At 70.8% G+C, this 22,494-nt stretch carries 17 protein-coding genes; 7 read left to right on the forward strand and 10 right to left on the reverse strand.

Going from position 1 to position 22,494, the window contains the following annotated elements; genetic code table 11:
• Position 1 precedes the first annotated feature (1 nt).
• Both treY and glgX read right to left on the reverse strand, forming a co-directional pair.
• Positions 2–2,428, reverse strand: coding sequence for a malto-oligosyltrehalose synthase (gene treY, locus FHX52_RS07870; protein ID WP_141821386.1), 2,427 nt, complete (start codon positions 2,426–2,428; stop codon positions 2–4).
• Positions 2,425–4,596, reverse strand: coding sequence for a glycogen debranching protein GlgX (gene glgX, locus FHX52_RS07875; RefSeq protein WP_141821387.1), 2,172 nt, complete (start codon positions 4,594–4,596; stop codon positions 2,425–2,427). Before glgX ends, treY begins: the two co-directional genes overlap by 4 nt.
• Positions 4,597–4,889: 293 nt before the next feature.
• On the opposite strand from glgX, the gene FHX52_RS07880 reads away from it, so the two are divergent.
• Positions 4,890–6,032 (forward strand): baeRF3 domain-containing protein, encoded by a 1,143-nt coding sequence (locus FHX52_RS07880; RefSeq protein WP_141821388.1) that lies wholly within the window; start codon positions 4,890–4,892, stop codon positions 6,030–6,032.
• A gap of 102 nt (positions 6,033–6,134) precedes the next feature.
• Here the strand turns inward: FHX52_RS07880 and FHX52_RS07885 are convergent, their stop codons facing one another.
• Together FHX52_RS07885 and FHX52_RS07890 are read right to left on the reverse strand one after the other, a co-directional pair.
• Positions 6,135–6,893 (reverse strand): SDR family oxidoreductase, encoded by a 759-nt coding sequence (locus tag FHX52_RS07885; RefSeq protein ID WP_141821389.1) that lies wholly within the window; start codon positions 6,891–6,893, stop codon positions 6,135–6,137.
• The gene (locus FHX52_RS07890) at positions 6,893–8,038 is read right to left on the reverse strand and encodes an acyl-CoA dehydrogenase family protein (protein ID WP_141821390.1); all 1,146 of its coding nucleotides are present in this window, start codon (positions 8,036–8,038) and stop codon (positions 6,893–6,895) included. Before FHX52_RS07890 ends, FHX52_RS07885 begins: the two co-directional genes overlap by 1 nt.
• 160 nt (positions 8,039–8,198) lie before the next feature.
• Between FHX52_RS07890 and FHX52_RS07895 the strand changes: the two genes are divergently transcribed.
• From FHX52_RS07895 to FHX52_RS07910, 4 genes are all read left to right on the forward strand, one after another.
• Entirely contained in the window at positions 8,199–8,798 is a 600-nt protein-coding gene (locus FHX52_RS07895; protein ID WP_141821391.1) for a TetR/AcrR family transcriptional regulator, read from the forward strand.
• Entirely contained in the window at positions 8,749–9,414 is a 666-nt protein-coding gene (locus tag FHX52_RS07900; protein WP_246069670.1) for a 2'-5' RNA ligase family protein, read from the forward strand. Before FHX52_RS07895 ends, FHX52_RS07900 begins: the two co-directional genes overlap by 50 nt.
• A gap of 57 nt (positions 9,415–9,471) precedes the next feature.
• Positions 9,472–11,601, forward strand: coding sequence for an NAD(P)-binding protein (locus FHX52_RS07905; protein WP_141821392.1), 2,130 nt, complete (start codon positions 9,472–9,474; stop codon positions 11,599–11,601).
• Between the two features lie 70 nt (positions 11,602–11,671).
• Positions 11,672–12,124, forward strand: coding sequence for an SRPBCC family protein (locus tag FHX52_RS07910; protein WP_185747115.1), 453 nt, complete (start codon positions 11,672–11,674; stop codon positions 12,122–12,124).
• A 4-nt stretch (positions 12,125–12,128) separates the two neighbouring features.
• Here the strand turns inward: FHX52_RS07910 and yczE are convergent, their stop codons facing one another.
• Entirely contained in the window at positions 12,129–12,824 is a 696-nt protein-coding gene (gene yczE / locus FHX52_RS07915) for a membrane protein YczE (RefSeq protein ID WP_141821394.1), read from the reverse strand.
• A 61-nt stretch (positions 12,825–12,885) separates the two neighbouring features.
• Here yczE and yczR point away from each other — a divergent pair, with 61 nt between their 5' ends.
• Both yczR and FHX52_RS07925 read left to right on the forward strand, forming a co-directional pair.
• Positions 12,886–14,373 carry a MocR-like transcription factor YczR gene (gene yczR / locus FHX52_RS07920; RefSeq protein WP_141821395.1) on the forward strand — a complete coding sequence of 496 codons (1,488 nt, stop codon included), beginning with the start codon at positions 12,886–12,888 and terminating at the stop codon, positions 14,371–14,373.
• A 30-nt stretch (positions 14,374–14,403) separates the two neighbouring features.
• Entirely contained in the window at positions 14,404–15,456 is a 1,053-nt protein-coding gene (locus FHX52_RS07925; RefSeq protein WP_246069671.1) for a magnesium transporter CorA family protein, read from the forward strand.
• A gap of 46 nt (positions 15,457–15,502) precedes the next feature.
• Here FHX52_RS07925 and ettA read toward each other — a convergent pair whose 3' ends face one another.
• From ettA to FHX52_RS07950, 5 genes are all read right to left on the reverse strand, one after another.
• Positions 15,503–17,185: an energy-dependent translational throttle protein EttA gene (gene ettA, locus FHX52_RS07930; protein ID WP_141821396.1), complete on the reverse strand. Its 1,683-nt coding sequence runs from the start codon at positions 17,183–17,185 to the stop codon at positions 15,503–15,505.
• Between the two features lie 90 nt (positions 17,186–17,275).
• Entirely contained in the window at positions 17,276–18,217 is a 942-nt protein-coding gene (locus FHX52_RS07935) for a GNAT family N-acetyltransferase (protein WP_141821397.1), read from the reverse strand.
• A gap of 67 nt (positions 18,218–18,284) precedes the next feature.
• Positions 18,285–18,920: a single-stranded DNA-binding protein gene (locus tag FHX52_RS07940; RefSeq protein ID WP_141821398.1), complete on the reverse strand. Its 636-nt coding sequence runs from the start codon at positions 18,918–18,920 to the stop codon at positions 18,285–18,287.
• Between the two features lie 170 nt (positions 18,921–19,090).
• Complete coding sequence (locus FHX52_RS07945; protein WP_141821399.1) at positions 19,091–20,782, reverse strand: YfjP family GTPase; 1,692 nt, start codon at positions 20,780–20,782, stop codon at positions 19,091–19,093.
• Positions 20,779–22,485 carry a dynamin family protein gene (locus FHX52_RS07950; RefSeq protein WP_141821400.1) on the reverse strand — a complete coding sequence of 569 codons (1,707 nt, stop codon included), beginning with the start codon at positions 22,483–22,485 and terminating at the stop codon, positions 20,779–20,781. The genes FHX52_RS07945 and FHX52_RS07950 overlap by 4 nt, the downstream gene beginning before the upstream one ends.
• Positions 22,486–22,494 lie beyond the last annotated feature (9 nt).

Raw genomic sequence — 22,494 nt, forward strand, 5'->3', positions numbered from 1 at the left:
CTCACACCTCTTCCCCTACCCGCACCAGCAGCGCGACAGGCAGCCCGTCGGGATCGCCGACGAGCGACGCCAGCTGAACGGCCCCGCCATCGACGGTCTGCTGCGCGAGCACGTCGGTCCACTCGCCGTCCGGCAGCGTCAGCGTCGAGTCGCCGAAGCCCCCAGCGTCGCGCAGACGGCCCGCGAGTCGGGTCACGACGGTCACCACGTCGATGCCGTCGCCCGCGCCGCGACCGAAGGCGACGGCATACGGGCTCGTCGTCTCGAGCGGCTGGTAGCCGGCCTCGGGCCCGACGAAGCACTCGGACCACTCACGCCGCGTGCGCAGGGCGGCCGCCGTGACGAGGAGCTTCTCGTCGTGGAGGTCCGATGGCACGACGCCTGCGTCGAGTCGCGCGAGCCGCCGGCGCCGCTCGTCGTAGTCGACCAGGCGACGGTTGTCGGGGTCGACGAGCGAGAGGTCGACGAGGTCGGTGCCCTGGTAGACGTCGGGCACGCCGGGCATCGTCAGCTGCACGAGCTTCTGCCCGAGCACGTTGGCGCGGGTCTCGACGCCCGTGGCCTCCACCCACGACTCGAGGTGACTCACGATCTCCGGCGTCGACACGAGACCGGCGACGAAGAACTCGACCGCCGACTCGTAGGCGGTGTTGGGCTCGGTCCAGCGCGTGAAGAGCTTCGACTCGCGAATCGCCTTGAGCGCGTAGGCCTGCAGCCGCTCCTCGCTGATCGGCCACGCGCCGACGGCGGTCTGCCAGAGGAAGTACTCGGTGAGGACGTCGAGCTCGTCGGAGCGCAGGTCGACCGCGAGGCGGCGGGCCTCGGCGAGCCACTCGGCCCACGCGGCAGGTCGCTCGGCGAGGACCGCGAGCCGCGCCCGCACGTCCTCGGCGCGCTTCGTGTCGTGGGTCGACAGCGTCGTCATCGTGCGGGGTGAGCGCTCCAGCAGGCCCCGCGCGAAGGCGTGGAAGGTGCTCGTCGACACCCCCACGCGGGTGGGGTCGCCGCCGACCTCGTTGAGCCCGACGAGGCGCACGTAGCGGTAGTAGGCGGTGTCCTCGATGGCCTTGGCCATCGCCGGCCCGCAGGTCTGCTGGAAGCGCACGACGAACTCGTCCTGGGCGGCAGCTTCGACCGGCGATGCCTGCCCCAGAGCCAGGTCGATGACGGCCTCGACGACCGCGCGCGGCAGCTCCACCCCAGGTCGCGCCCCTCGCGCCACCGTCGACTCGAGCTCGGCTGCGTCGGCCGCAGAGGCGGGCACACCGGGACGGATGTAGACGCGGTAGCGATCCATGCCGACGAGCATCGCCTCGACCACCTCGCGGGCTGCCGCCTGCTCGAGGTCGGGCCGGGCACGCGCGACGAGCCGCATGAGCCGGCTCACCTCGGCCGCGAGCATGACCTGCACGACCCAGCGCTTCGACTCGGTGATGATCGCCTCGAGGTCCTGGTGCTCGCCGAGCAGCTGGGCCGACAGGTCGTCGAGCGGGCCTGCTCCGTCGGGGTCGACGAAGAGCCCGCCGACCCGCAGCAACGCGTCGTAGCCGGTGGTGCCGGCCGTGCGCCAGCCAGCCGGCAGCCGCTCGTCGCCCTCGAGGATCTTCTCGACGACGACCCACGCGCCGTCGGTGACCTCGGCGAGCCGCTCGAGATAGCCCTCAGGGTCGGCCAGCCCGTCCGGGTGGTCGATGCGCAGGCCGTCGATGGCGCCCGACCGGATGCCGTCGATCAGCAGTCGATGGGTCTCGTCGAAGACCTCGGGCTCCTCGACCCGCACCGCGATGAGCGAGGTGACGTCGAAGAACCGTCGGTAGTTGAGCTCGTCGTCGGCGATCGTCCAGGACGCGAGGCGGTAGTGCTGCGCCTCGACCAGCTCGCCGATGGGCGCTTCGGTGTCGCTCCCCGCTGCGAGGGGGAAGACGTGGTCGTAGTAGCGCACCACCGGCTCCCCCTCGTGGTCACCGAGGGTGATGTCACCGGCAGCGAGCACCTCGTCGAGCGGCGCACCGAGCACGGGCATGAGGATGCGACCGCCCTGGGCGTCCCAGTCGATGTCGAACCACGACGCATACGACGACCCGCGACCCTCGCGCAGCACCGACCACAGCGGCCGGTTGAGCCACAGCGGCGTCGGAGTCGTCATGTGGTTGGGCACGACGTCGACGACGACACCGAGGCCGGCCGCGTGGGCGGCCGCCACGAGACGGGCGAAGGCCTCGTCACCACCGAGGCCCTCGGCCACGGCCGTGTGGTCGATGACGTCGTAGCCGTGCTTCGAGCCGGCCGACGCCTGGAGGATCGGCGACAGGTAGAGGTGCGAAACCCCCAGTGTCGCAAGGTGATCCACTTGCGCCACCGCATCATCGAGAGTGAAGTCGGGCTCGAGCTGGAGCCGGTGGGTCGAGACGATCGGTCGCTCGGTCACGCGGTGGCCTCCTCCGTGAGCCCCGGGACGCTCGCCGGCACGATCACGCGCGGGCACCGGAGCACGACGATGCTGCGTGGCTGCACCTGGATCTGCCACGACGGGTCGAGCGAGTGGCTCTCGAGGTCATGGGCGGCCGTGTCGACGACAGGGATCCACTCCGAGCCGTACTCCTCGTCCGGCAGCGTGAAGCTGAGCGGCTCGCTGTAGGCGTTGAACATCACGAGGAACGAGTCGTCGAGGACGGGGTTGCCGCGCGGGTCGGGCCCCGGGATGGCCGAGCCGTTGAGGAAGACCATCAGCGACTTGGCGAGGCCGTTGCGCCAGGCGTCCTCGTCCATGTGCTCGGCATCCGGCGTGAACCAGGCGATGTCACCCAGCTCGCTCTCGCCACCGTGGTCGGCGCTGCCGGCGAAGAAGCGGCGCCGGCGGAAGACCGGGTGCTCACGGCGGAGCTTGACGACCGACTGCGTGAAGGTGAGCAGCTTCTGGTCGTCGCTGTCGAGCACCCACTGGATCCACGAGATGTCGTTGTCCTGGCAATAGCCGTTGTTGTTGCCGCCCTGCGTGCGACCGAGCTCGTCGCCGTGAAGCAGCATCGGCACGCCCTGCGAGAGCAGCAGCGTCGTGATGAAGTTGCGCTGCTGGCGCAGGCGCAGGTCACGGACCTTCGGGTCGTTCGTCGGCCCCTCGACGCCACAGTTCCACGAGCGGTTGTGGCTCTCGCCGTCGTTGTTGCCCTCACCGTTTGCCTCGTTGTGCTTGTCGTTGTAGGACACGAGGTCGCGCAGGGTGAAGCCGTCGTGGGCGGTGACGAAGTTGATCGACGCGATCGGCTTGCGGCCGGAGTGCTCGTAGAGGTCGCTGGATCCCGTGAAGCGAGAAGCGAACTCGCCGAGTGCGCCGCCTTCGCCGCGCCAGAAGTCGCGAACCGTGTCGCGGTACTTTCCGTTCCACTCGGTCCACAGGGGCGGGAAGTTGCCGACCTGGTAGCCACCCTCGCCGACGTCCCACGGTTCGGCGATGAGCTTGACCTGGCTGACGACGGGGTCCTGCTGGATGAGGTCGAAGAAGGCCGAGAGCTTGTCGACCTCGTGGAACTGGCGCGCCAGCGTCGCGGCGAGGTCGAAGCGGAAGCCGTCGACGTGCATCTCGGTGACCCAGTAGCGCAGCGAGTCCATGATGAGCTGCAGCACGTGCGGGCTGCGCATGAGGAGGCTGTTGCCCGTGCCCGTCGTGTCGTAGTAGTGCGTGAGGTCGTCGCTCACCAGCCGGTAGTAGCTGTTGTTGTCGAGCCCGCGGAAGGCGAGCGTCGGGCCCAGGTGGTTGCCTTCGGCGGTGTGGTTGTAGACGACGTCGAGGATCACCTCGATGTGCGCGGCGTGCAGGGCCTTGACCATCGCCTTGAACTCGAGCACCTGCTGCCCGCGCTGCCCACCGGCCGCGTAGGCGTTGTGCGGCGCGAGGAAGCCGATCGTGTTGTAGCCCCAGTAGTTCGACAGTCCGCGGTCGATCAGCGGCGCGTCCTGGACGAACTGGTGCACCGGCATGAGCTCGATGGCGGTGATGCCGAGCTCGCTGAGGTGCTTGATCATCGCGGGGTGGGCGATGGCCGCATAGGTGCCGCGGATCTCCTCCGGGATCTCGGGGTGCATCATCGACAGGCCCTTGACGTGGGCCTCGTAGATGACGCTCTCGTGGTACTCGTGACGCGGCGGCCGGTCGTCGCCCCAGTCGAAGAACGGGTTGATGACGACCGAGTGCATCGTGTGCCGCACGCTGTCGTCGAGGTTGATCTTCGTCGTCGTCGCGGCCTTGGGGTCGCCGAACGTGTAGGAGTAGAGCGACTGGTCGTTCTCGGCCTGCCCCTCGATCGCCTTGGCGTAGGGGTCGAGCAGGAACTTGCTCGGGTTGCAGCGGTGCCCCTTGTCCGGGGCGTAGGGGCCGTGCACCCGGAAGCCGTAGCGCTGTCCGGGTTGCACGTAGGGCACGTAGCCGTGCCACACGAAACCGTCGGTCTCGGGGAGGTCGATGCGGGTCTCGACGAAGTCGTCGTCGATGAGACAGAGCTCGATGCGCTCTGCCACCTCGGAGAAGACGGCAAAGTTCACACCCGATCCGTCATAGGTTGCGCCGAGGGGGTAGGGCTTGCCGGGCCAGATCTCCATGGACCTTCTTCCGTCGTCGGTCGCGGCACGGGGCCACGGCGCCACGGCGTGGCGACGAGCGGACGACAGTGGCCGCAGGGGCCATTCTTGCCTGCCCAGCACCCCGGTGCACAACCACGGGGTATGCCGCGTCGCGCGGCCACGCTCGCCAGGGCCGCTCGCAGGCCGAGCCGGGGAGCCTCGGGGCCCTGTGGAGAGCGCCGGGACCTAGGGCCCTGCCTCAGTTACTGCCGTCCTGCTGGCATGGGAGTGAGGGAGCCCGGACCTGCCGAGCCCACCCAGAGGAGTCCGTGATGATCACCCACCTGCCGCATGTCCCCCACACCCCGCCTTGGGACGAGATGGACCTCGCCTCCGCAGACAGCCTGCTCCGGCTCAGTGAGGTCGAAGGACCGTGCGTCACCTTCTACCTGCACACCAGCGTCTTCGGTCCGGACACGAGACTCGGGCCGTCCCGGCTGCGCACCCAGGCTCGGGAGGCTGCCGAGCAGCTCGCCGCGGCCGGCATCGACCACCAGGTCGCGGCAGACCTCCTCGAGCCGCTGAAGGACCTCGAGAGCGACCACGACTTCTGGCAGTCCCAGGGGCCCTCCCTCGCACTCTTCACCGCACCGACCTTCGCGGCGCACCTCCGTCTCCCGGTCGAGCTGTCCGAGGAGGTGGCGGTGGGACCGGTCTTCCGCCTACGCCCCCTCGTCCCGCTCCTGTCCCCCACCAGTGGTTTCCTCGTTCTCGCCCTCGCGCAGAACGCGGTCCGGCTCCTGCACGGCACGCGGGAGGGTGTGCGCGAGGTGTCCCTCGGCGCGATCCCTGCCTCCATGAACGAGGCCATCCCGCAGGAGGAGACGGAGCGGCACGGGCAGTCCCACTCGACCGGTCGCACCGGCGTGCGCGGTGAGCAGCAGGTCCACGGGCAGGGCAACGAGGCCGACTACGACAAGGCCGCGCTCGAGCGCTACTTCCGGGCGGTGGACGAGCCTCTCGTCGAGCGCTTCGGCTCTCGGAGCGATCCGCTCGTGCTGGCGAGCGTCGGCTACTACCTGCCGATCTACCGTCGGGTGAGCCGCTACCCGGCGCTCTGGGACGCCGTCGTCGAGGGAAATCCGGAGCACCGCACGTCGGAGGAGCTGCACGCCGCCGCGTGGCAGCTCATCGCTGCCGACATCGACCGCCGTGACCAGGCTCTGCGTGACCACTTCCAGGAGCTCGATGGGACGGGACGCACCGCACGAGAGCCGGCGGAGGTCCTTCTGGCCGCGCGGGACGGTCGCGTCGACACGCTGTTCGTGGACCCAGCCGCGAGACCGGACGCAGAGCCTGCCGAGGACTCCCTCATCGACAAGGCGATCGTCGACACGGTCCGCCACGGGGGCCGCTGCGTGCCGATCGGCGTGCTGCCCGTGCCGGGCCGGGTCGCAGCGCTCCTGCGCTTCTGAGCGGGCGCTCTGGGCTGAGCCCGCCAGAGCCGGTCGGCCGCTGGGCCGGGACCACGCGACGGCGGACTGTCCCGGCCCAGCGGTATACCTCGTGGAACTCGGCTAGAGGCCGCCGCCGAGAGTGACACCGCCATCGATCGTCAGGGTCTGCCCGGTGATCCACGACGCGTCGCGGCTGAGCAGGAAGCTGACCGCGCCCGCGACGTCCTCGGGGAGGCCGAGCCGCTTCATCGGGTAGGCGCGCACGACCTTCTCCTCACGCCCCTCGTAGAGCGCTTCGGCAAACTTCGTCTTGACGACGGCGGGCGCGACGGCGTTGACCCGCACGTCGGGGCCGAGCTCGAAGCCGAGCTCGGTCGTCAGGTGGATGAGCGCGGCCTTGGACACGCCGTACCACCCGATGACACCGGAGGCGCCCTGCCCGGCGACCGAGGCGAGGTTGACCACGGCAGCCGGGTGCTCGGCGTCGCCGAAGCCCGATGCGATCGCCTTTGTGATCCACGAGAAGGCCGCGACGACGTTGACGTCGAGCACCTTCCGGGCGACGTCGAGGTCGGTGTCGACCATCGGCCCGTAGACCGGGTTGATGCCGGTGTTGTTGACGAGCAGGTGCAGCCCGCCGAAGGTCTCGTGCGCCGTGGCGATGACCTCGTCCTGGTGGGCCTCGTCAGCCGCGTTGCCGGCCACGCCGAGAGCGTGCGCCGAGCCGCCGAGCTCCTCGACGGCTGCTGCGAGCGCCTCAGGCTTGCGCGCGGTGATGACGACCTTGGCGCCCTCGGCGACGAGCCGGTGAGCGATGCCCAGCCCGATGCCGCGGCTCGCGCCGGTGACGATCGCGACGGCTCCCTCGTGCGCCCCCATCAGAAGCCGAGGTCCCGGCCGATGAGCTCCTTCATGATCTCGTTGGAGCCGGCCCAGATCTTCGTCACGCGCGCGTCGCGCCAGGCACGCGCCACGCGGTACTCGTTCATGAAGCCGTAGCCGCCGTGCAGCTGCACGCAGTGGTCGAGCACGTCGTTCTGAACCTGCGAGCTCCACCACTTGGCCTTGGCGGCGTCGACGGCCGACAGCTTGCCCTCGGCGTGCGCCGCGACGCAGTCGTCGACGTAGGCCTCGGCGACCTCGATCTTCGTGACGAGCTCGGCCATGAGGAACTTGTTGTGCTGGAAGGCGCCGATCGGCTGGCCGAAGGCCTTGCGGTCCTTGGCGTACTGGATCGTCTCCTCGAGGATCGCCTTCGCGTGGGCGACGTTGGAGACCGCGGCCCCGACGCGCTCCTGCGGCAGACGCTGCATCATCGCGATGAAGCCCATGCCCTCCTCGCCGAGACGGTTCTCGTCGGGCACGCGGACGTTCTCGAAGAAGAGCTCGGCGGTGTCGGACTCGTCCATGCCCACCTTGTCGAGCTTGCGCCCGTTGACGAAGCCCTCCATCCCCCGCTCGACCATGAGCAGGGTGATGCCCTTGGCGCCCTTCGACGGGTCGGTGCGGGCGGCGACGATGACGAGGTCGGCCTGGTAGCCGTTGGTGATGAAGGTCTTGGAGCCGTTGAGGATCCACGAGTCGCCGTCGCGGACGGCAGTGGTCTTGAGCGCCGCGAGGTCGGAGCCGCCGGACGGCTCGGTCATCGCGATGGCGCAGACGAGCTCGCCGCTCGCCATGCCGGGCAGCCAGCGCTGCTTCTGCTCCTCGGTGCCGAGGTCGACGATGTAGGGCGGGCACACGTCGGAGTGGATGCCGAAGCAGGAGCTCGTCGCCGCGTTGAAGCGCGACATCTCCTCGGCGACGACGGCGTTGAAGCGGTAGTCGTCGACACCGGCACCGCCGAACTCCTCGGGGATGTCGAGGCCGAAGAAGCCCTGCTTGCCGGCCTCGAGCCAGATGTCGCGCGGGATCGACTTGCCCTCGATCATCTCCTCGGCGCGCGGCGCGAGCGTGCGGGCGACGAACTCGCGCGCCGACGCGCGCATCGCCTCGTGGTCCTCGTCATAGATGTTGCGGGGCATCCGTCCTCCATCGGGCGTGATCTCTGGGTGCGAGGCGCCGTACCGACAGGTAACTAAGCGCTTGCTTAGTTTCTCTCCCCTGCGGCATGCTGTCAACGTGCCGCAGCCACTCAGTAGCCACGCGACGAGTCCCGCGCGGACCCAGCCCGCGACTCCCCCCATGAGTCCCACCGCAACGTCGGACCCCGACGCGTCGACGGTCGACCGGCTCATGCAGGCCGCCGCCCAGGCCTTCGCCGAGAAGGGTTTCCACGCGACGACGACCCGCGACATCGCGTCGGGTGCGGGCCTGTCGCCCGCCGGCGTCTACGTGCACTTCGGCTCCAAGGAGGAGCTGCTCTTCAACCTCAGCCGCAGCGGCCACGAGTCAGCCCTGCGCCTGCTGCGACGTGCGATCAGCGAGGGCTCGACGCCGACCGAGCAGCTCGAGACGCTGATGGCCCGCTTCACCGAGTGGCACGTCGAGCAGTACCAGGTGGCGCGCGTCGTGCAGTACGAGCACCACCACCTCACGCCCGAGCACCATGCCGAGGTGCTGGCGCTGCGCAAGGAGATGGACTCCCTCGTGCGCGACGTGCTCGACCGGGGCGTCGCCGACGGCACCTTCTCGGTCGACGACAGCGCCGACACCGCTCTCGCCCTGCTCTCCATCGCCGTCGACGTCGCCCGGTGGTACTCCCCCACCATCAAGCGCACCCCGACCGAGATCGGTGCGACGAACGCCGCGCTCGCGCTCCGCCTCGTCGGCGCCGGGCGCTGACGGCATCGACGGCGGTGCCGGCATCGACGGCGGTGCCGGGGTCGGCGGCGGTGCCGGAGTGACCGGCCACACCGGCCACACTGTCCTCCTCGTGCCCGTGCCCGAGCTCGAGCCGTTCGTGCGGGCCCGGACCGAGCACTACGACCGCGACTACGTCTCGCCCGACCCACGTTTCGTGCACGCCCACGTCACCGCTCTCGGCCCCTTCCTCCACCCCGACGACCTCGACACCGAGAGCCTCGCCAGGGTTGCCGAGATCGCCACTGACACAACGGCATTCGACTTCACCTTGGACGAGGTTGGCGTCTTCCCCAACGGCATCGTCCACCTGCTCCCCCGACCGCTGCGTCCCTTCGAGGCGCTCACCGAGCGCCTGTGGCGGGCCTTCCCCCACTGCCCGCCGTATGCCGGGGAGTTCGGTCGCGTCGTGCCGCACCTGACGCTCGACGCCCTCTCGCACTCGGTGACGCAGGAGTCGACGCGCTCCCTCGTCGCGCAGCACCTGCCCGCGCACTGCCGGGCGGAGCGTCTCGACCTCGCTTGGTATGCGCCCGGTGACTGCCGGGTCCTGCACTCCTGGCCCCTCACGAGCAGATCGGTGTTGACGAAGTCGTGACGGAACGCCCCTAGCCTGCGCCGGGAACGACGACGTTCACAGACAGAGGGAGAGACCGTGTCCGACAACGAGCACCAGCAACCACCTCCCGGCCGGCCCGCCGGCCGGCGCAAGGGCATCACCCGCCGACAGTTCCTCGACGGCGTCGCCATCAGCGGTGCCGGCCTCGCCTTCGCCGCCGCCTCGCCGGGCATGACGGGCGCCGAGGCCGCGACTCTCGCCCGGCGCTCCGCCTCAGGGGCGCTCCCGTCCGGCTACTACCCGCCCCGCTCCACCGGCATCACCGGGGAGCCGGATGCCGTCATCCAGCGGGTCATCCAGGTCGACGGCCTTCCGCAGCCGACCGACGTGCACAGTGCCGTGGGTGGCCCCGGCATCAAGCGACCGAGCAAGAACGTCAAGGAGACCTACGACTGCGTCATCGTCGGCGCCGGCGTCAGCGGCCTCGCAGCCGCCAAGTACTACCGCGACCGCTTCGGTGCGAGCTCCACGATCCTGCTCCTCGACCCTCTTGCGGACTTCGGCGGGCACGCCCACCGCAACGAGTTCCACGTCGAGGACGCCACCAACGGCGCCGACGTCATGATGCTGCGCAACGGCGGCGCCGTGAACTTCGACAGCCCGAACACCTGGGGCAGCACCTCCGGAGCCCAGCTCGACGTGCCGCCCAGCCAAGCGGCGCTCGACCTCATCAACTACCTCGGCGTCGATCTCAAAGCGTTCCCGTCCACTCAGGGCCCGGGGCTGCCGAGCAGCTACGGCCTGACCAACCGCCTGCTCTTCCCCAAGGAGGACTGGGGTGCCGACACGGTGCAGCGCACGCGGTTCGAGCCCAACACCGCCGCCGGGTGGACCGCGTACGTCGCCAGGCTGCCCTACTCGCAGGCCGCGAAGGACGCCATCGTCCGGATCCAGACCGACACGACCACCGACTGGATCGCGGCGAAGCACGGACCGGGCATGACGCCGGCCCAGCGCCTGCACCTGCTGACCACGATCTCCTACACGGGGTGGCTGACCGACTACCTCGGGGCTCCGGCCGAGGCCGTGGTCGAGTACCAGCGTGGCTCTCACGGGCTGCTCGGCGCGGGTGCCCAGTGCACTTCGGCCGCCGACAACTACATGCTCGGCCGGCCCGGGTTCTCCGCAGCAAACCTCCTGCCGGACCCGGAGGAGGTCGCGAACACCGGCTTCCCCGGTCTGGGGCGCACCCCGCAGATGGACAACCAGACCGGCACCGACCTGCCGGGTCGGGCGTGGCCGGACGGCAACGCCTCGCCGGCCCGCATGCTCGTCAGCCGTCTCATCCCGGCGAGCTTCCCCGACGGCACGCCCGACCAGGAGAACGTCGTCACCGCGAGGTGCGACTACTCCCAGCTGGACCGCCCGGGCCAGCCGGTGCGTCTGCGGCTCAACTCGTTCGTCTACCAGGTCAAACCTGCCGAGCGGCGGGGCGACCTGGCAAAGGTCGAGTACGAGGACACCGTCACGGGCGCGGCCTCCTTCGTCCACGCGACGCACGTGGTCATGGCCTGCTGGAACCGCGTGACGGCGCAGGTGGTCAAGGGACTCGGCACGCAGCAGGTGGCCGACCTCTGCTACGCCCGCAAGGTCCCCCTCATCTACGGGCGAGCCTCCCTCAACAACTGGAGGGCGTTCGCCGATGCCAGGGTCAGCAACATCAGCCCGCGAGGCAACAGCCTCTTCTGGGACAGCATCAGCCTCACGGTCGGCTCGCGCTTCGGCTCCGTCTACGGCCCCACACCCAACACCCCCTCTCAGCCGGCCGTCCTCAACTTCCAGGTCGTGGCCACCGGCCACACGACGACGCCACAGCTCGGCGCCTACGAGGTCGGGCGGCAGAAGCTGCTCGGGATGAGCCTCGCCGACCTCGAGTCCTCCCTCTACGACATGATCGGCCGCGTCGTGAACACCCAGGGCGGTGACTTCGACCCGGAGCGCGACATCGACGAGCTCATGGTCAACCGCTGGAACTACGGCTACGCCCACGAGCTCACCTCGCTCTGGGACCCCTCGCTCTACGGGGCGTATGCCGACCAGCCGCAGCGCCGCGGCAAGGCACCGTTCCGCAACGTGGCCATCGCCAACGCCGACTCGCAGGGCTTCGCCTACTTCCACTCAGCGGTCCAGGAGGGCTATCGCGCGGTCAACGACCTGCCCGCCTGAACCCGCCCCGTGCGGCCGGTGCGGCCGGTGGCCGCGACCGGCCTCAACCGGGCTCGGCTACGTTGGGGCGATGGTCTGGGAGCGCACCGCCGGCGAGGACTTCGCCTGCCCGCCGTCCGTGCTGTGGGGTGTCGTCGGGGACCCACGGCGCTGGCCCGAGTGGTGCGACGCCGTCGGACCGGTCGTCATGACCGAGCCGGTGACGGTGGGGGCGCGCCTCAGGTACGAGCCCGCGGGCCGCCTGTCCGGCGCGCTCCACCGCCGCACGGCGCCGCCGATGCGGGTGACCGCGCACGTGCCGGAGCGTCGCCTCGCCATCGAACAGCCGATCCCGTCGGGGGCGATGACCGTCGAGTGGACCGTCGACCCGGCGACGACCGCCGGTGGGGAGCCGGGCTGCCGGCTCGGCCAGCGCATCGTCGTCGACGGGTTGCTCTCACCTGCCGTCGTCCTCGGCGTCGCCTCCGGTCTCGCGGCGTCGTGGCCGAGGTCGGTCGCGCGGTTGCACGCGCTGGTGGCCTGACGGCTCAGGCGCGGTCCTCGAGCAGGATCATCCCGCGGTCCGTGACGGCCGGGGTGATGTCCGGTCCGAGGTCGACGGTCAGCCGGGGCAGGAAGAACTGGACGAGCGGGCCGATGGTCACGGCATACAGCACGGTGCCGAGGCCCACGGGCCCACCGAGCAGCCAGCCCACCCCGAGCACGACGACCTCGATCGTCGTGCGCACGAGACGGATCGACAGCCCGGCACGGCGGGCGAAGCCCGTCATCAGGCCGTCGCGGGGGCCGGGGCCGAGCTGGCTGCCGATGTAGAGCCCGCCGGCGACACCGTTGAGCACGATCCCCGACCCCAGCATGAGCGCTCGCGACCACAGCGCCTCCGGCGGTGCGATGAGGGCGAGCCCGGCATCGGCCGCGAGCCCGATGACGACGACGTTGGCGATGGTGCCGAGGCCGGGCCACTGGCGCAGGGGCACCCAGAGGAGCAGCACGAGGACACCGACGATGATCGTCACCTGGCCGAAGCTCAGCGGCACGTGCGTCGCGATGCCGGCGTGGAAGACGTCCCACGGGTCGAGCCCCAGCGTCGAGCGGATCATCATCGCCATCGAGACGCCGTAGAGCGTCAGCCCGACGAGCAGCTGCACGAGCCGCCGCGGCAGCCGCCCGGCACGGAGCTGCTGGCGTGGCGAGAGGTTGCGCAGGGGGACGTGGCGTCGCATGACGACCAGTCTGACGCGGAGTGGTCTCGGAATTAAGGGCCAATCGTGCGACAGTGGTCTGGTGCGCACCGTCTCCGCCCGCTCACTGGCCCTCCTCCTCGGGGCCGACCCCTTGCCTCGTCCGGCCTACCGCGGCCTCGCCGACGGCATCCGGCGCCTCGTCTCCGACGGGCGGCTCCTCGTAGGCACCCGGCTGCCGAGCGAACGCACCCTGACGACCGAGCTCGGCCTGTCCCGCACGACCGTCGGCGCGGCGCTCGACGCCCTGCGCGACGAGGGCTTCGTCGTGACCCGGCGCGGCTCCGGCAGCGTCGTCTGCCTGCCGGCGGGCCCGTCCGGACTCGCACTGTCGCAGGCAGGCCTCATCCCCACCGACGTGCCCCCCGACGTCATCGACCTCACGTATGCCGCCCTCCCGGCCGCAGCGGGAGTCACCGCGGCCTACGAGCGCGCCCTCTCGGAGCTGCCGCGCCACCTCGCGACGGCGGGCTACCACCCCCACGGCCTGCCGGAGGCGCGCGCCGCCGTCGCTGCGTGGTTCGAGGGCCGCGGGCTGCCGACCACCCCCGAGCAGGTGGTCATGACGTCCGGCGCGCACGCGGGTCTCTCCGCGGTGCTGCGGGCCGAGCTGGAGGTGGGTGACCGGGTGCTCATCGAGAGCCCCACCTACCCCAATGCCATTGTGGGAGTGCGGCGTTCGTCCTACCGAGCGGTGCCCACCCAGCTGACGCCTCGGGGGTGGGACGTCGGCTCCATCGAGCTCGGCCTGCGTCAGAGCGGGGCGCGGGCGGCATACCTCATCCCCGACCACCAGAACCCCACGGGACTGCTGATGCCGGCCACCACCAGGCGGGCGGTCGGCGACGTCCTGCGAGCGGCGCGAGCCGTGCCGATCATCGACGAGACCTTCGTCGAGCTGAGCCTCGACCCGGGCATCGACGAGGGCGCTGACGACGGCGGTGCCGCCGCGGCGGCGAACGGGCAGGGACGGGAGCTGCCCTTCGCGACCGCCGCCCCCGAGGCCTACACGCTCGGCAGCGCCGGCAAGACGTGGTGGGGCGGGCTGCGGGTCGGCTGGGTCCGTGCTCCGCTCGGCTCCGTGGAGCGGGTCATCGAGGCGCGGCACAGCCTCGACCTCGGCACGGCAGTCCTCGAGCAGCTCGTCATCGTCGACCTGCTGCGTCAGGGTGAGGCCCTGCTCGTCGAACGGCGCCGCGAGGCGCGGGCCCGCCGCGACGCGATCGTCGATGCGCTGCGGAAGCACGTGCCGCAGTGGCGCTTCACGGTGCCGGGCGGCGGTCTCAACCTCTGGTGCGAGCTGCCCGAGGACCGCGGCGACGACCTCGCCCGCGTCGCCGAGTCAGCGGGGGTGCGGCTGGCCCGCGGTGGCCAGTTCGGTGTCGAGGGCGGGCTCGGCCGGTTCGTCCGGGTGCCGTTCTGCGTGGCGCCCGACCAGGCAGACGAGGTCGGGCGTCGCCTCGCCGCGGCCTGGGCCCTGGCGCTCGGCGAGCGGTCCACGACGCGCCAGGTCACCCCCCTCATCGCGTGACGCGCCCGGCCCTGGGTGTAGGACTGGGGCGTGGGCACGAGCAGCGGCACGGAGACGGGCGCGACGGACGGGCGGCCAGGCATCACGACACGTCGCTGGGAGGACGGCAAGGTCGTCGAGCAGGACTTCGCGCTGGACGAGGTGTCGGAGCTGTTGGAGCGCGAGGGCTCGCTCGTCTGGGTCGATCTCTGCGAGCCCGACCACGGCGACCTGCTGACGCTCGCCCGCGAGCTCGACCTCGACCCGCACGCCGTCGAGGACGCCATCAGCAGCGGCGAGCGGCCCAAGGCGACGCGCCACGCCAAGCACACCTTCCTCACCGTCTATGCGACCGAGCTCCAGCCGGACGACGAGGTCGACGTCCTGGGCTCGCGCGAGTCCCGGCTGCACACGAGCCGCATCTCGGCCTTCGTGCTGCCGCGCGGCGTCATCACCGTGCGCAGCACGGCACGCTTCGACATGGACCCCGTGCTCGAGCGCTGGAACGACGACCCCGAGCTGCTCCGGCTCGGCGTCGGCGCCCTCGTCCACGGCCTGCTCGACACCGTGGTCGACGGACACTTCGAGACGATCCAACGCCTCGACGACGCCATCGAGAGCCTCGAGGACCAGCTCTTCGACGAGCGCGGCCAGACCCATGCCGTCCAGGTGCGCACCTACCGGCTGCGCAAGGAGCTCGTCGAGCTGCGCCGGGTCGTGCTGCCCATGCGCGATGTCGTCAACGCCGTGCTGCGCCACCGGGGCGAGCTCGCCGAGCGGCGCACGGAGCTCGACGGCTTCTACGACGACCTCTACGACCACGTGCTGCGGGCATCGGAGTGGACCGAGTCGCTGCGCGACATGATCACGACGATCTTCGAGACCAACCTGTCGCTGCAGGACGCGCGCCTCAACACGGTGATGAAGAAGCTGACGGGGTGGGCGGCCATCATCGCCGTGCCGACGGCTGTCACCGGGTGGTTCGGCCAGAACGTGCCCTACCCCGGCTTCGGCCAGCCGACCGGGGTGCTGCTCAGCTCTGCCGTCATCCTCGGCGGCGGAGGCCTGCTCTACGTCGTCTTCCGCCGCAAGGGCTGGATCTGACGGCGCAGGGCCCCGGCCGAAGCCGGGGCCCTGCGAGGTCCACCACTCAGTCGCGCGTCAGCTTGCGGTAAGTGACCCGGTGCGGACGGGCCGCCTCGGGGCCGAGCCGCTCGACCTTGTTGGCCTCGTAGGACTCGAAGTTGCCCTCGAACCAGTACCACCTGGCCGGGTCGGCCTCAGTGCCCTCGTAGGCGAGGATGTGCGTCGCGATGCGGTCGAGGAACCACCGGTCGTGGGTGATGACGACGGCGCAGCCCGGGAACTCGAGCAGGGCGTTCTCGAGCGACCCGAGCGTCTCGACGTCGAGGTCGTTGGTCGGCTCGTCGAGCAGCAGCAGGTTGCCGCCCTGCTTGAGGGTCAGGGCGAGGTTGAGGCGGTTGCGCTCGCCGCCGGAGAGCACGCCGGCCAGCTTCTGCTGGTCGGGGCCCTTGAAGCCGAACTGCGAGACGTAGGCGCGCGACGGGATCTCGACGTGGCCGACCTTCATGTAGTCGAGCCCGTCGGAGACGATCTCCCAGAGGTTCTTCTTCGGGTCGAGGCCCTCTCGGCCCTGGTCGACGTAGGAGATCTTGACGGTGTCGCCGATCTTCACCTCGCCGGAGTCGGGCTGCTCGAAGCCGACGATCGTCTTGAAGAGGGTCGACTTGCCGACACCGTTGGGGCCGATGACGCCGACGATGCCGTTGCGCGGCAGCGAGAACGACAGGTTGTCGATGAGGACGCGGTCGCCGAAGCCCTTCTTGAGGTTCTTCACCTCGATGACAGTGGACCCGAGCCGCGGACCCGGCGGGATCTGCAGCTCCTCGAAGTCGAGCTTGCGGGTGCGGTCGGCCTCGGCCGCCATCTCCTCGTAGCGAGCGAGGCGCGCCTTGCTCTTGACCTGTCGGCCCTTGGCGTTGCTGCGCACCCACTCGAGCTCGGTCTTGAGGCGCTTGGCGAGCTTCGCGTCCTTCTTGCCCTGGATCGTCAGACGCTCGGACTTCTTCTCGAGGTAGGTCGAGTAGTTGCCCTCGTAGGGGTAGAGGCGGCCGCGGTCGACCTCGGCGATCCACTGGGCGACGTTGTCGAGGAAGTAGCGGTCGTGGGTGACGGCGATGACGGCGCCCGGGTAGGACTCGAGGTGCTGCTCGAGCCACAGCACCGACTCGGCGTCGAGGTGGTTGGTGGGCTCGTCGAGCAGGAGCAGGTCGGGCTTCTGCAGGAGCAGCTTGCACAGCGCCACGCGGCGGCGCTCACCACCGGAGAGGTTGGTGACCGGCGAGTCCGGCGGCGGGCAGCGCAGGGCGTCCATCGCCTGCTCGAGCTGGCTGTCGAGGTCCCACGCGTCGGCGTGGTCGATGTCCTCCTGGAGCTTGCCCATCTCGTTGAGCAGCGCGTCGTAGTCGGCATCGGGGTCGGCCATCTCGGCCGAGATCTCGTTATAGCGGTCGAGCTTGGCCTTGATGACGCCGGCGCCCTCCTCCACGTTGCCGAGGACGGTCTTCTCCTCGTTGAGCGGTGGCTCCTGCAGGAGGATGCCGACCGTCGCACCGACAGCCAGGCGAGCCTCGCCGTTGGACGGCTGGTCGAGGCCGGCCATGATCTTGAGGATGGTCGACTTGCCGGCGCCATTGGGGCCGACCATGCCGATCTTGGCGCCCGGGTAGAACGACATCGAGACGTCATCGAGGATGACCTTCTCGTTGTGCGCCTTGCGGGCACGGGTCATGGTGTAGATGTACTCGGCCATGTCCCGAAGGCTATCGGCCCCGGCGTGTCACACCGAATCCGCACGTTGCCTGCGCGGTCGGCCTCCCCGCTCGTCGCGTGGGGCGGAGGGCTACCACGCCCGTCGCCACGACGCGCCGCTGTAGGACTCGGTGAAGCCCACGGAGTCATAGAGCTCACCAGCCGGGTTCTGGTCGCCCGTCGAGACGTAGACATCGGCGGCTCCCAGCGCCCTCACCCGCCGGATCCCCTCGAGCATGAGAGCGCGCGCCAGGCCGCGGCGCTGGTGACGAGGATCGGTGCACACCGGCTCGAAGATGCCCCGTCGGTTGATGCTGTCGTAGGTCACGCCGGCGTAGGCGGCGAAGGATCCGTCCGGCCCTTCTGCGACCAGATCGAGATCATGTCGGAAGGACGGTGAGCTCGAGGTGAACGCCTGATACTCGGCCGCAGTGTGGATGGTGCGGTCGAAGGCGGCGTTGAGGAGGTCTGCGATGCGCTGGGCGTCTCCGACCCCCGGCCGCGTCGTGCGCAGGTTGTAGCCGAGGGGCAGCTGCGCTGTCGGCACGGAGCGGTTGCCGAGTCGCAGGCGCCGCGTCACCGCTCCCCCCGGGAGCCTCTCGAACCCCCGACGTTCCAGGATCCTTCGACGGACAACGTCGTAGTCGAAGGCGAAGACGTTCAGCTGCCTGCCCGCCCCATCGCCCGTGGTCACGGCGAGGTGCTCCTCGGCCCACACGATCATCTCCTCCTCGATGTGGCGGTAGTCCGGGTGCAGCTCGAGAAAGGCGTTGCCGGCATCCTCCTCGTGAACCGCGCCGACGAGCCGCCCGCCATCGCCCTCCCAGAGATGAATACGTGCAGCTGCATCGGGGTCCGGGTCCTGGTGCTCGCGATAGAAGCGCTGTCCGTCCCAGCGCCGGATCTCCCAGTTGAAGTCCACGGGAGTGATCGGGTAGGTGTCGAGCAGCAGGCCACGCACGAGCCAGAAGTCGTCATCACCGCGATACGAACGGTCATGCACACGTGCGAGCAGGTCCGGGCCGCTGCCCACGTGAGATCTGCTTCGGTCCACGGGAGCAGTCTGGCCCACATCGGCCGGACACGCTTCGCACAGGACATCAGGCCGACAGGGGTGGCACCACCTCGTAGTCGTCGGTCTCGGGGTCTCCGAGCCCGGGGTCGCCCGCCCGGTCGTCGTCGTCGTCGGCACGGTCGTTCGCGTCGTCGCCGGTGGGCTCGTCCGAGTCACGGGACGGGTCGTAGTCGTCGCTGACGACGCCGTCGGCGTCGACGTGGGCGGGTCGGTGCTCGGGCCGTGCCTCCCCCGCCGCGATCGCGCGCACGGTCGCCTGGACGTCGGGGTCGGCCGTGCGGTCGTGGCCGAGAGCGGCTGCGCGGCTCACCCGCTCGAACGTGGCCCTGCCCCACGAGAGGTCGTGGCCGAGGTGGGCGGCCTCGATCTCGGCGGAGGTGCGCGGCTGGCCGTCGGGGCCGGCGTACTGCTTCACCGTCAGGTTGCCCTCGACGACGACCGGCTGCCCCTTGTGCAGGGCGACCGCTGAGTTGGCAGCGAGCGCGCTGAAGGCGATGACGCTGAAGTAGCTCGTCTCACCGTCGTAGTAGCGGCCGTCGGCGCCACGCCGGTAGGGCGTGTGCGCGAGCCGGAACGTCGTGAAGATGCTGCCGGTGCGGCCCGTGCGCTGCACCGGGTCGGACACGACGTTGCCGTGCACGGTGATGCGGGTCTCGTTCATGCGCAGTGCTCCTCGTCTCAGGTGGCGACGTGTCCCGTCGCCGGATGAGGACCACTCTCGGCCGGCCGCCGCGTCGGCAGAAGCCTGCGTTGCGAGGTTGTGGACGACGACGCCCTGCGCCTGGGGAGGTGTGGACGACCAGCTCCCCGCAGACCCGCGCAGCAACAGCCTCAGCGCGCGGCGATGTCGAGGTGCTGCCGGGTCTCGCGATGACGGGCGAGCACCTCGTCGACGGGGATGAGGATGCGCTCGTCGGCCACGGCCGCCACGGACTCGGTGAGCCGCCGGCCCACGACCGCACGTCGACGCCGTGCGCCGATGCGCGCCCACCAGCGCGAGACCAGTCCCAGCCCGAGCCCGAGCAGGACGCCGCCGAGGAGCATCAGCGACGGCACGGGCAGGATGCCGACCGAGGGGGTCTCGGGTCGCGGCACCCCGAGCAGGCCCACGACCCAGAGCACCGCCAGCCACACGAGGCCGGCGACGGCGATGAGCCCGAGGACCCACTGCACGATGTTGACGACCAGCCACCAGATCGGGCGCCGCGCCCGCAGCGACGTCGTGAGCATCGCCTGGTCGAGAGCATCCGCAAGGCCTCCGTCGCCCCCCTCCACGGCGTCCTCGACCGACTGCCGCCAGCGCACCGGCAGACCGTCTGACGCGTCGCGCACGAAGGAGCGGGTGGCGAGGTCGACGGCCGAGGCGGTCGCCGCGGTCGGGGTCGGGATGGAGGAGCGTCCGAGCACCGCACGCACGTCGGCACCCTCGATGTCGACGGGGATCGGCGGGCGTCCCCCGGTGCGGTCGAGGCGCAGGCGGCGCAGCGGGTCGGCCGCGAAACCCTTCGTCCAGCGGGCGAAGAGCCAGCCGGTGTGCGCGAAGGCCTCGCGGCGGTAGTCGCGCGCCACCGCGTCGAGCACGATCGGCACACCGGCCGAGCGGGCCAGGGCCGTGTCGAGCGCGGCCCGGTCGAGGCGGCCGACGTCGGGCTCGGTGTCGGCGATGCCACGACGCAGAGAGGACGCCGCGACCACGAGGTCCGAGCGCAGACGCTGACGGGACGCCGCATGTCCTGCAACGGCATTCGCCAGACGCTGGCGCAGGGTGTCGAGGCCTTCGCCGGTCACTGCCGACGTGGGCAGCACCGTGGCCTTCGTGACTCCGTCGGCCTCGAGCAGCGCACCGAGGTCACTGACGACGGCTTTCAGTCCTGCCGGCGACAGCCGGTCGCACTGGTTCAGCACCGCCAGGGTGACTGCCCCGTGCTGCGACAGGAGGGCGACGAAGTCGTCGTGGAGCCGGGCGTCCGCGTACTTCTGCGGGTCGGTGACCCAGACGAAGACGTCGACGAGCTCGAGGATGCGCTCGGCCTCGACCCGGTGCGCCACCTCGCGCGAGTCGAAGTCGGGTAGGTCGAGCAGCACGAGTCCGTCCAGCGCCCCGACCGATCCGCCCGAGCCCTCCTCGTCCGCCGCCGCGGTGTCGTCGACGACGTGCCGGGTGGCCACGCCGAGCCAGTCGAGCAGCTGGCTGGCGTCGGCGTCACCCCAGACGGCGGCCGACGGCAGCGCGGTCGTAGGCCGGCGCGCGCCGATCGTCGCGATGTCGGCGCCCACGAGGGCGTTGAAGAGCGAGGACTTGCCACTGCCCGTGGCGCCGGCGAGGGCGACGACGGTGTGGTCTCCGGCGATGCCGCCTCGCTCGCCCGCCTTGTCGACGGCGCGACGGGCCCGGTCGACCATCGCCGGCTCGAGCTCCGCGGCGCCGGTCAGCAGGGCCATCGAGAGCGCGCTCGTGCGCTCGCCCACCTCGGCCGACGACGCCGGCTTGACCTTGGCGCGGCCCTTCGTGATGGGGCTCATCGCGCGGCCCGCACGGCAGCAGCCGCCTTCTCGAGGTGTGCGGTCTTCTCGGCGTCGACGTGCACCGTCGTCACGGCTCCTTCGTAGCGCTCGCGCTCGGCGGCATACAGCTCCTCGACACGCGTCAGCAGCCGCTCACGGGCCTGGCGCGCGAGCTCGCGCACGGCCTGGTCGCCGAAGACGGCCTCGAGGAGCTTCTGCCCCACGACGGCCGTGCCGCCGGCGATGCCGATCTCGGCACCGGTGACACCGGCGGTGCTCGCGAACGTCACGAGCATGAGGACGACCCCGAGGCCGTTGACGCCGTAGGCCATGATGCGGGCGGTCGTCCGGCGGTCCCTGCCCTCACTGCGCACCATCTCGAGGATGTCGCCCTGCCAGTCACGCACGACACGCTCGGCCTTCGCTGCGGCCGCGTCGCTCGACCTCGCGAGACCCGGGTCGGCCGCGAGGAGCTGGTCGCCGCCGGGCAGGACCCGCCAGGCGCGGGCGGTCGCCGAGGCGGCCAGCTCTCCCCGGTTGGAGATGAGGGCCTCGACGCCGGACTGCAGCGCCTCGCCGAGGTTGTCGGCGCGAGCGGGCTCACCCTTGATGAAGGACGTGAAGCGGTCGCGGACGCGCGACACGGTCGACTCGACTTGGCGGAAGAACTCCCCCGTGCCGACGAACTCCTGCCAGCGCGCGAGCACCTCGCCGCGGAGCAGGCTGCCGTCCTCCATGCCTTCGTGCACCTGCGTCGTCGCGTCGGCGTATGCCGTCCGGGCGGCTTCGACGAGCGCGTTGCCCGCCGCTGCCTGGTCGGCGCCGGCGGCCAGCAGTGACCGGGTGCGCGCGTCGAGCGAGGTGAGCGCACCCTCGAGGGTCTGGCGCACCACGACGGCCCTCGCCTGGGCGTCGCCGGCGAGCGCGGTGAGCCACGCGCGGAGGCGCTCGACCTGGTCGTCCGGCAGGAGCCCGTCGACGAGCTCGGACTCGAGCACGGTGAAGATCGGCGCCTGCTCGAGTCCCTGCTCGCGCAGCATCGACGCGAGGTGGGTGCGGATCTCGTCGACAGCGGGGGCCGGCACCCGGTCGAGGACGACGGCGACGGCGGTGCCGCGCTCGCTCGCCTCGCGCAACAGGTCCCACGGCACGGCGTCGGCATACCGCGCCGCGGTGGTGACGAAGATCCAGAGGTCGGCAGCGGCAAGGAGCTGGCCCGCGAGCTCGCGGTTCGCCTCGACGACGCTGTCGATGTCGGGGGCGTCGAGCAGCGCGAGGCCTGCTGCGACCGACTCGCTCGAGACGAGGCGCACGGCGCCGGGGCCGTCGGACGAGGAGTGTCGCCCGGTGATCCGGGCGAGGCCGGGGAGGATGCGCTGGCCGGAGAACCAGGCGCCGTCCGAGGGATGGTGGACGAGGACCGGTGAGCGCGTCGTCGGGCGGAGGACACCGGAGAGCGAGACCTCGCCCCCGACGACCGAGTTGACGAGCGTCGACTTGCCGGCGCCCGTCGAGCCGCCGACGACGGCGAGCAGGGGTGCGTCGATCGAGGTGAGGCGAGGGATGACGTAGTCGTCGAGCTGGTCGAGCAGACGCGACCTCGTCGACCGGCCGGAAGCGGCCCCGGGGAGGTCGAGCGGGAGGGTGACCTCGGAGACGGCGGACCTCAGGTCCTGAACCGCCCCGAGCAGCCGGGCATTGCCCGCCCCTGATTCACCCACGTCGGCAAT

The organism is Humibacillus xanthopallidus (assembly GCF_006717145.1).
GTDB classification, from domain to species: Bacteria; Actinomycetota; Actinomycetes; order Actinomycetales; family Dermatophilaceae; genus Humibacillus; species Humibacillus xanthopallidus.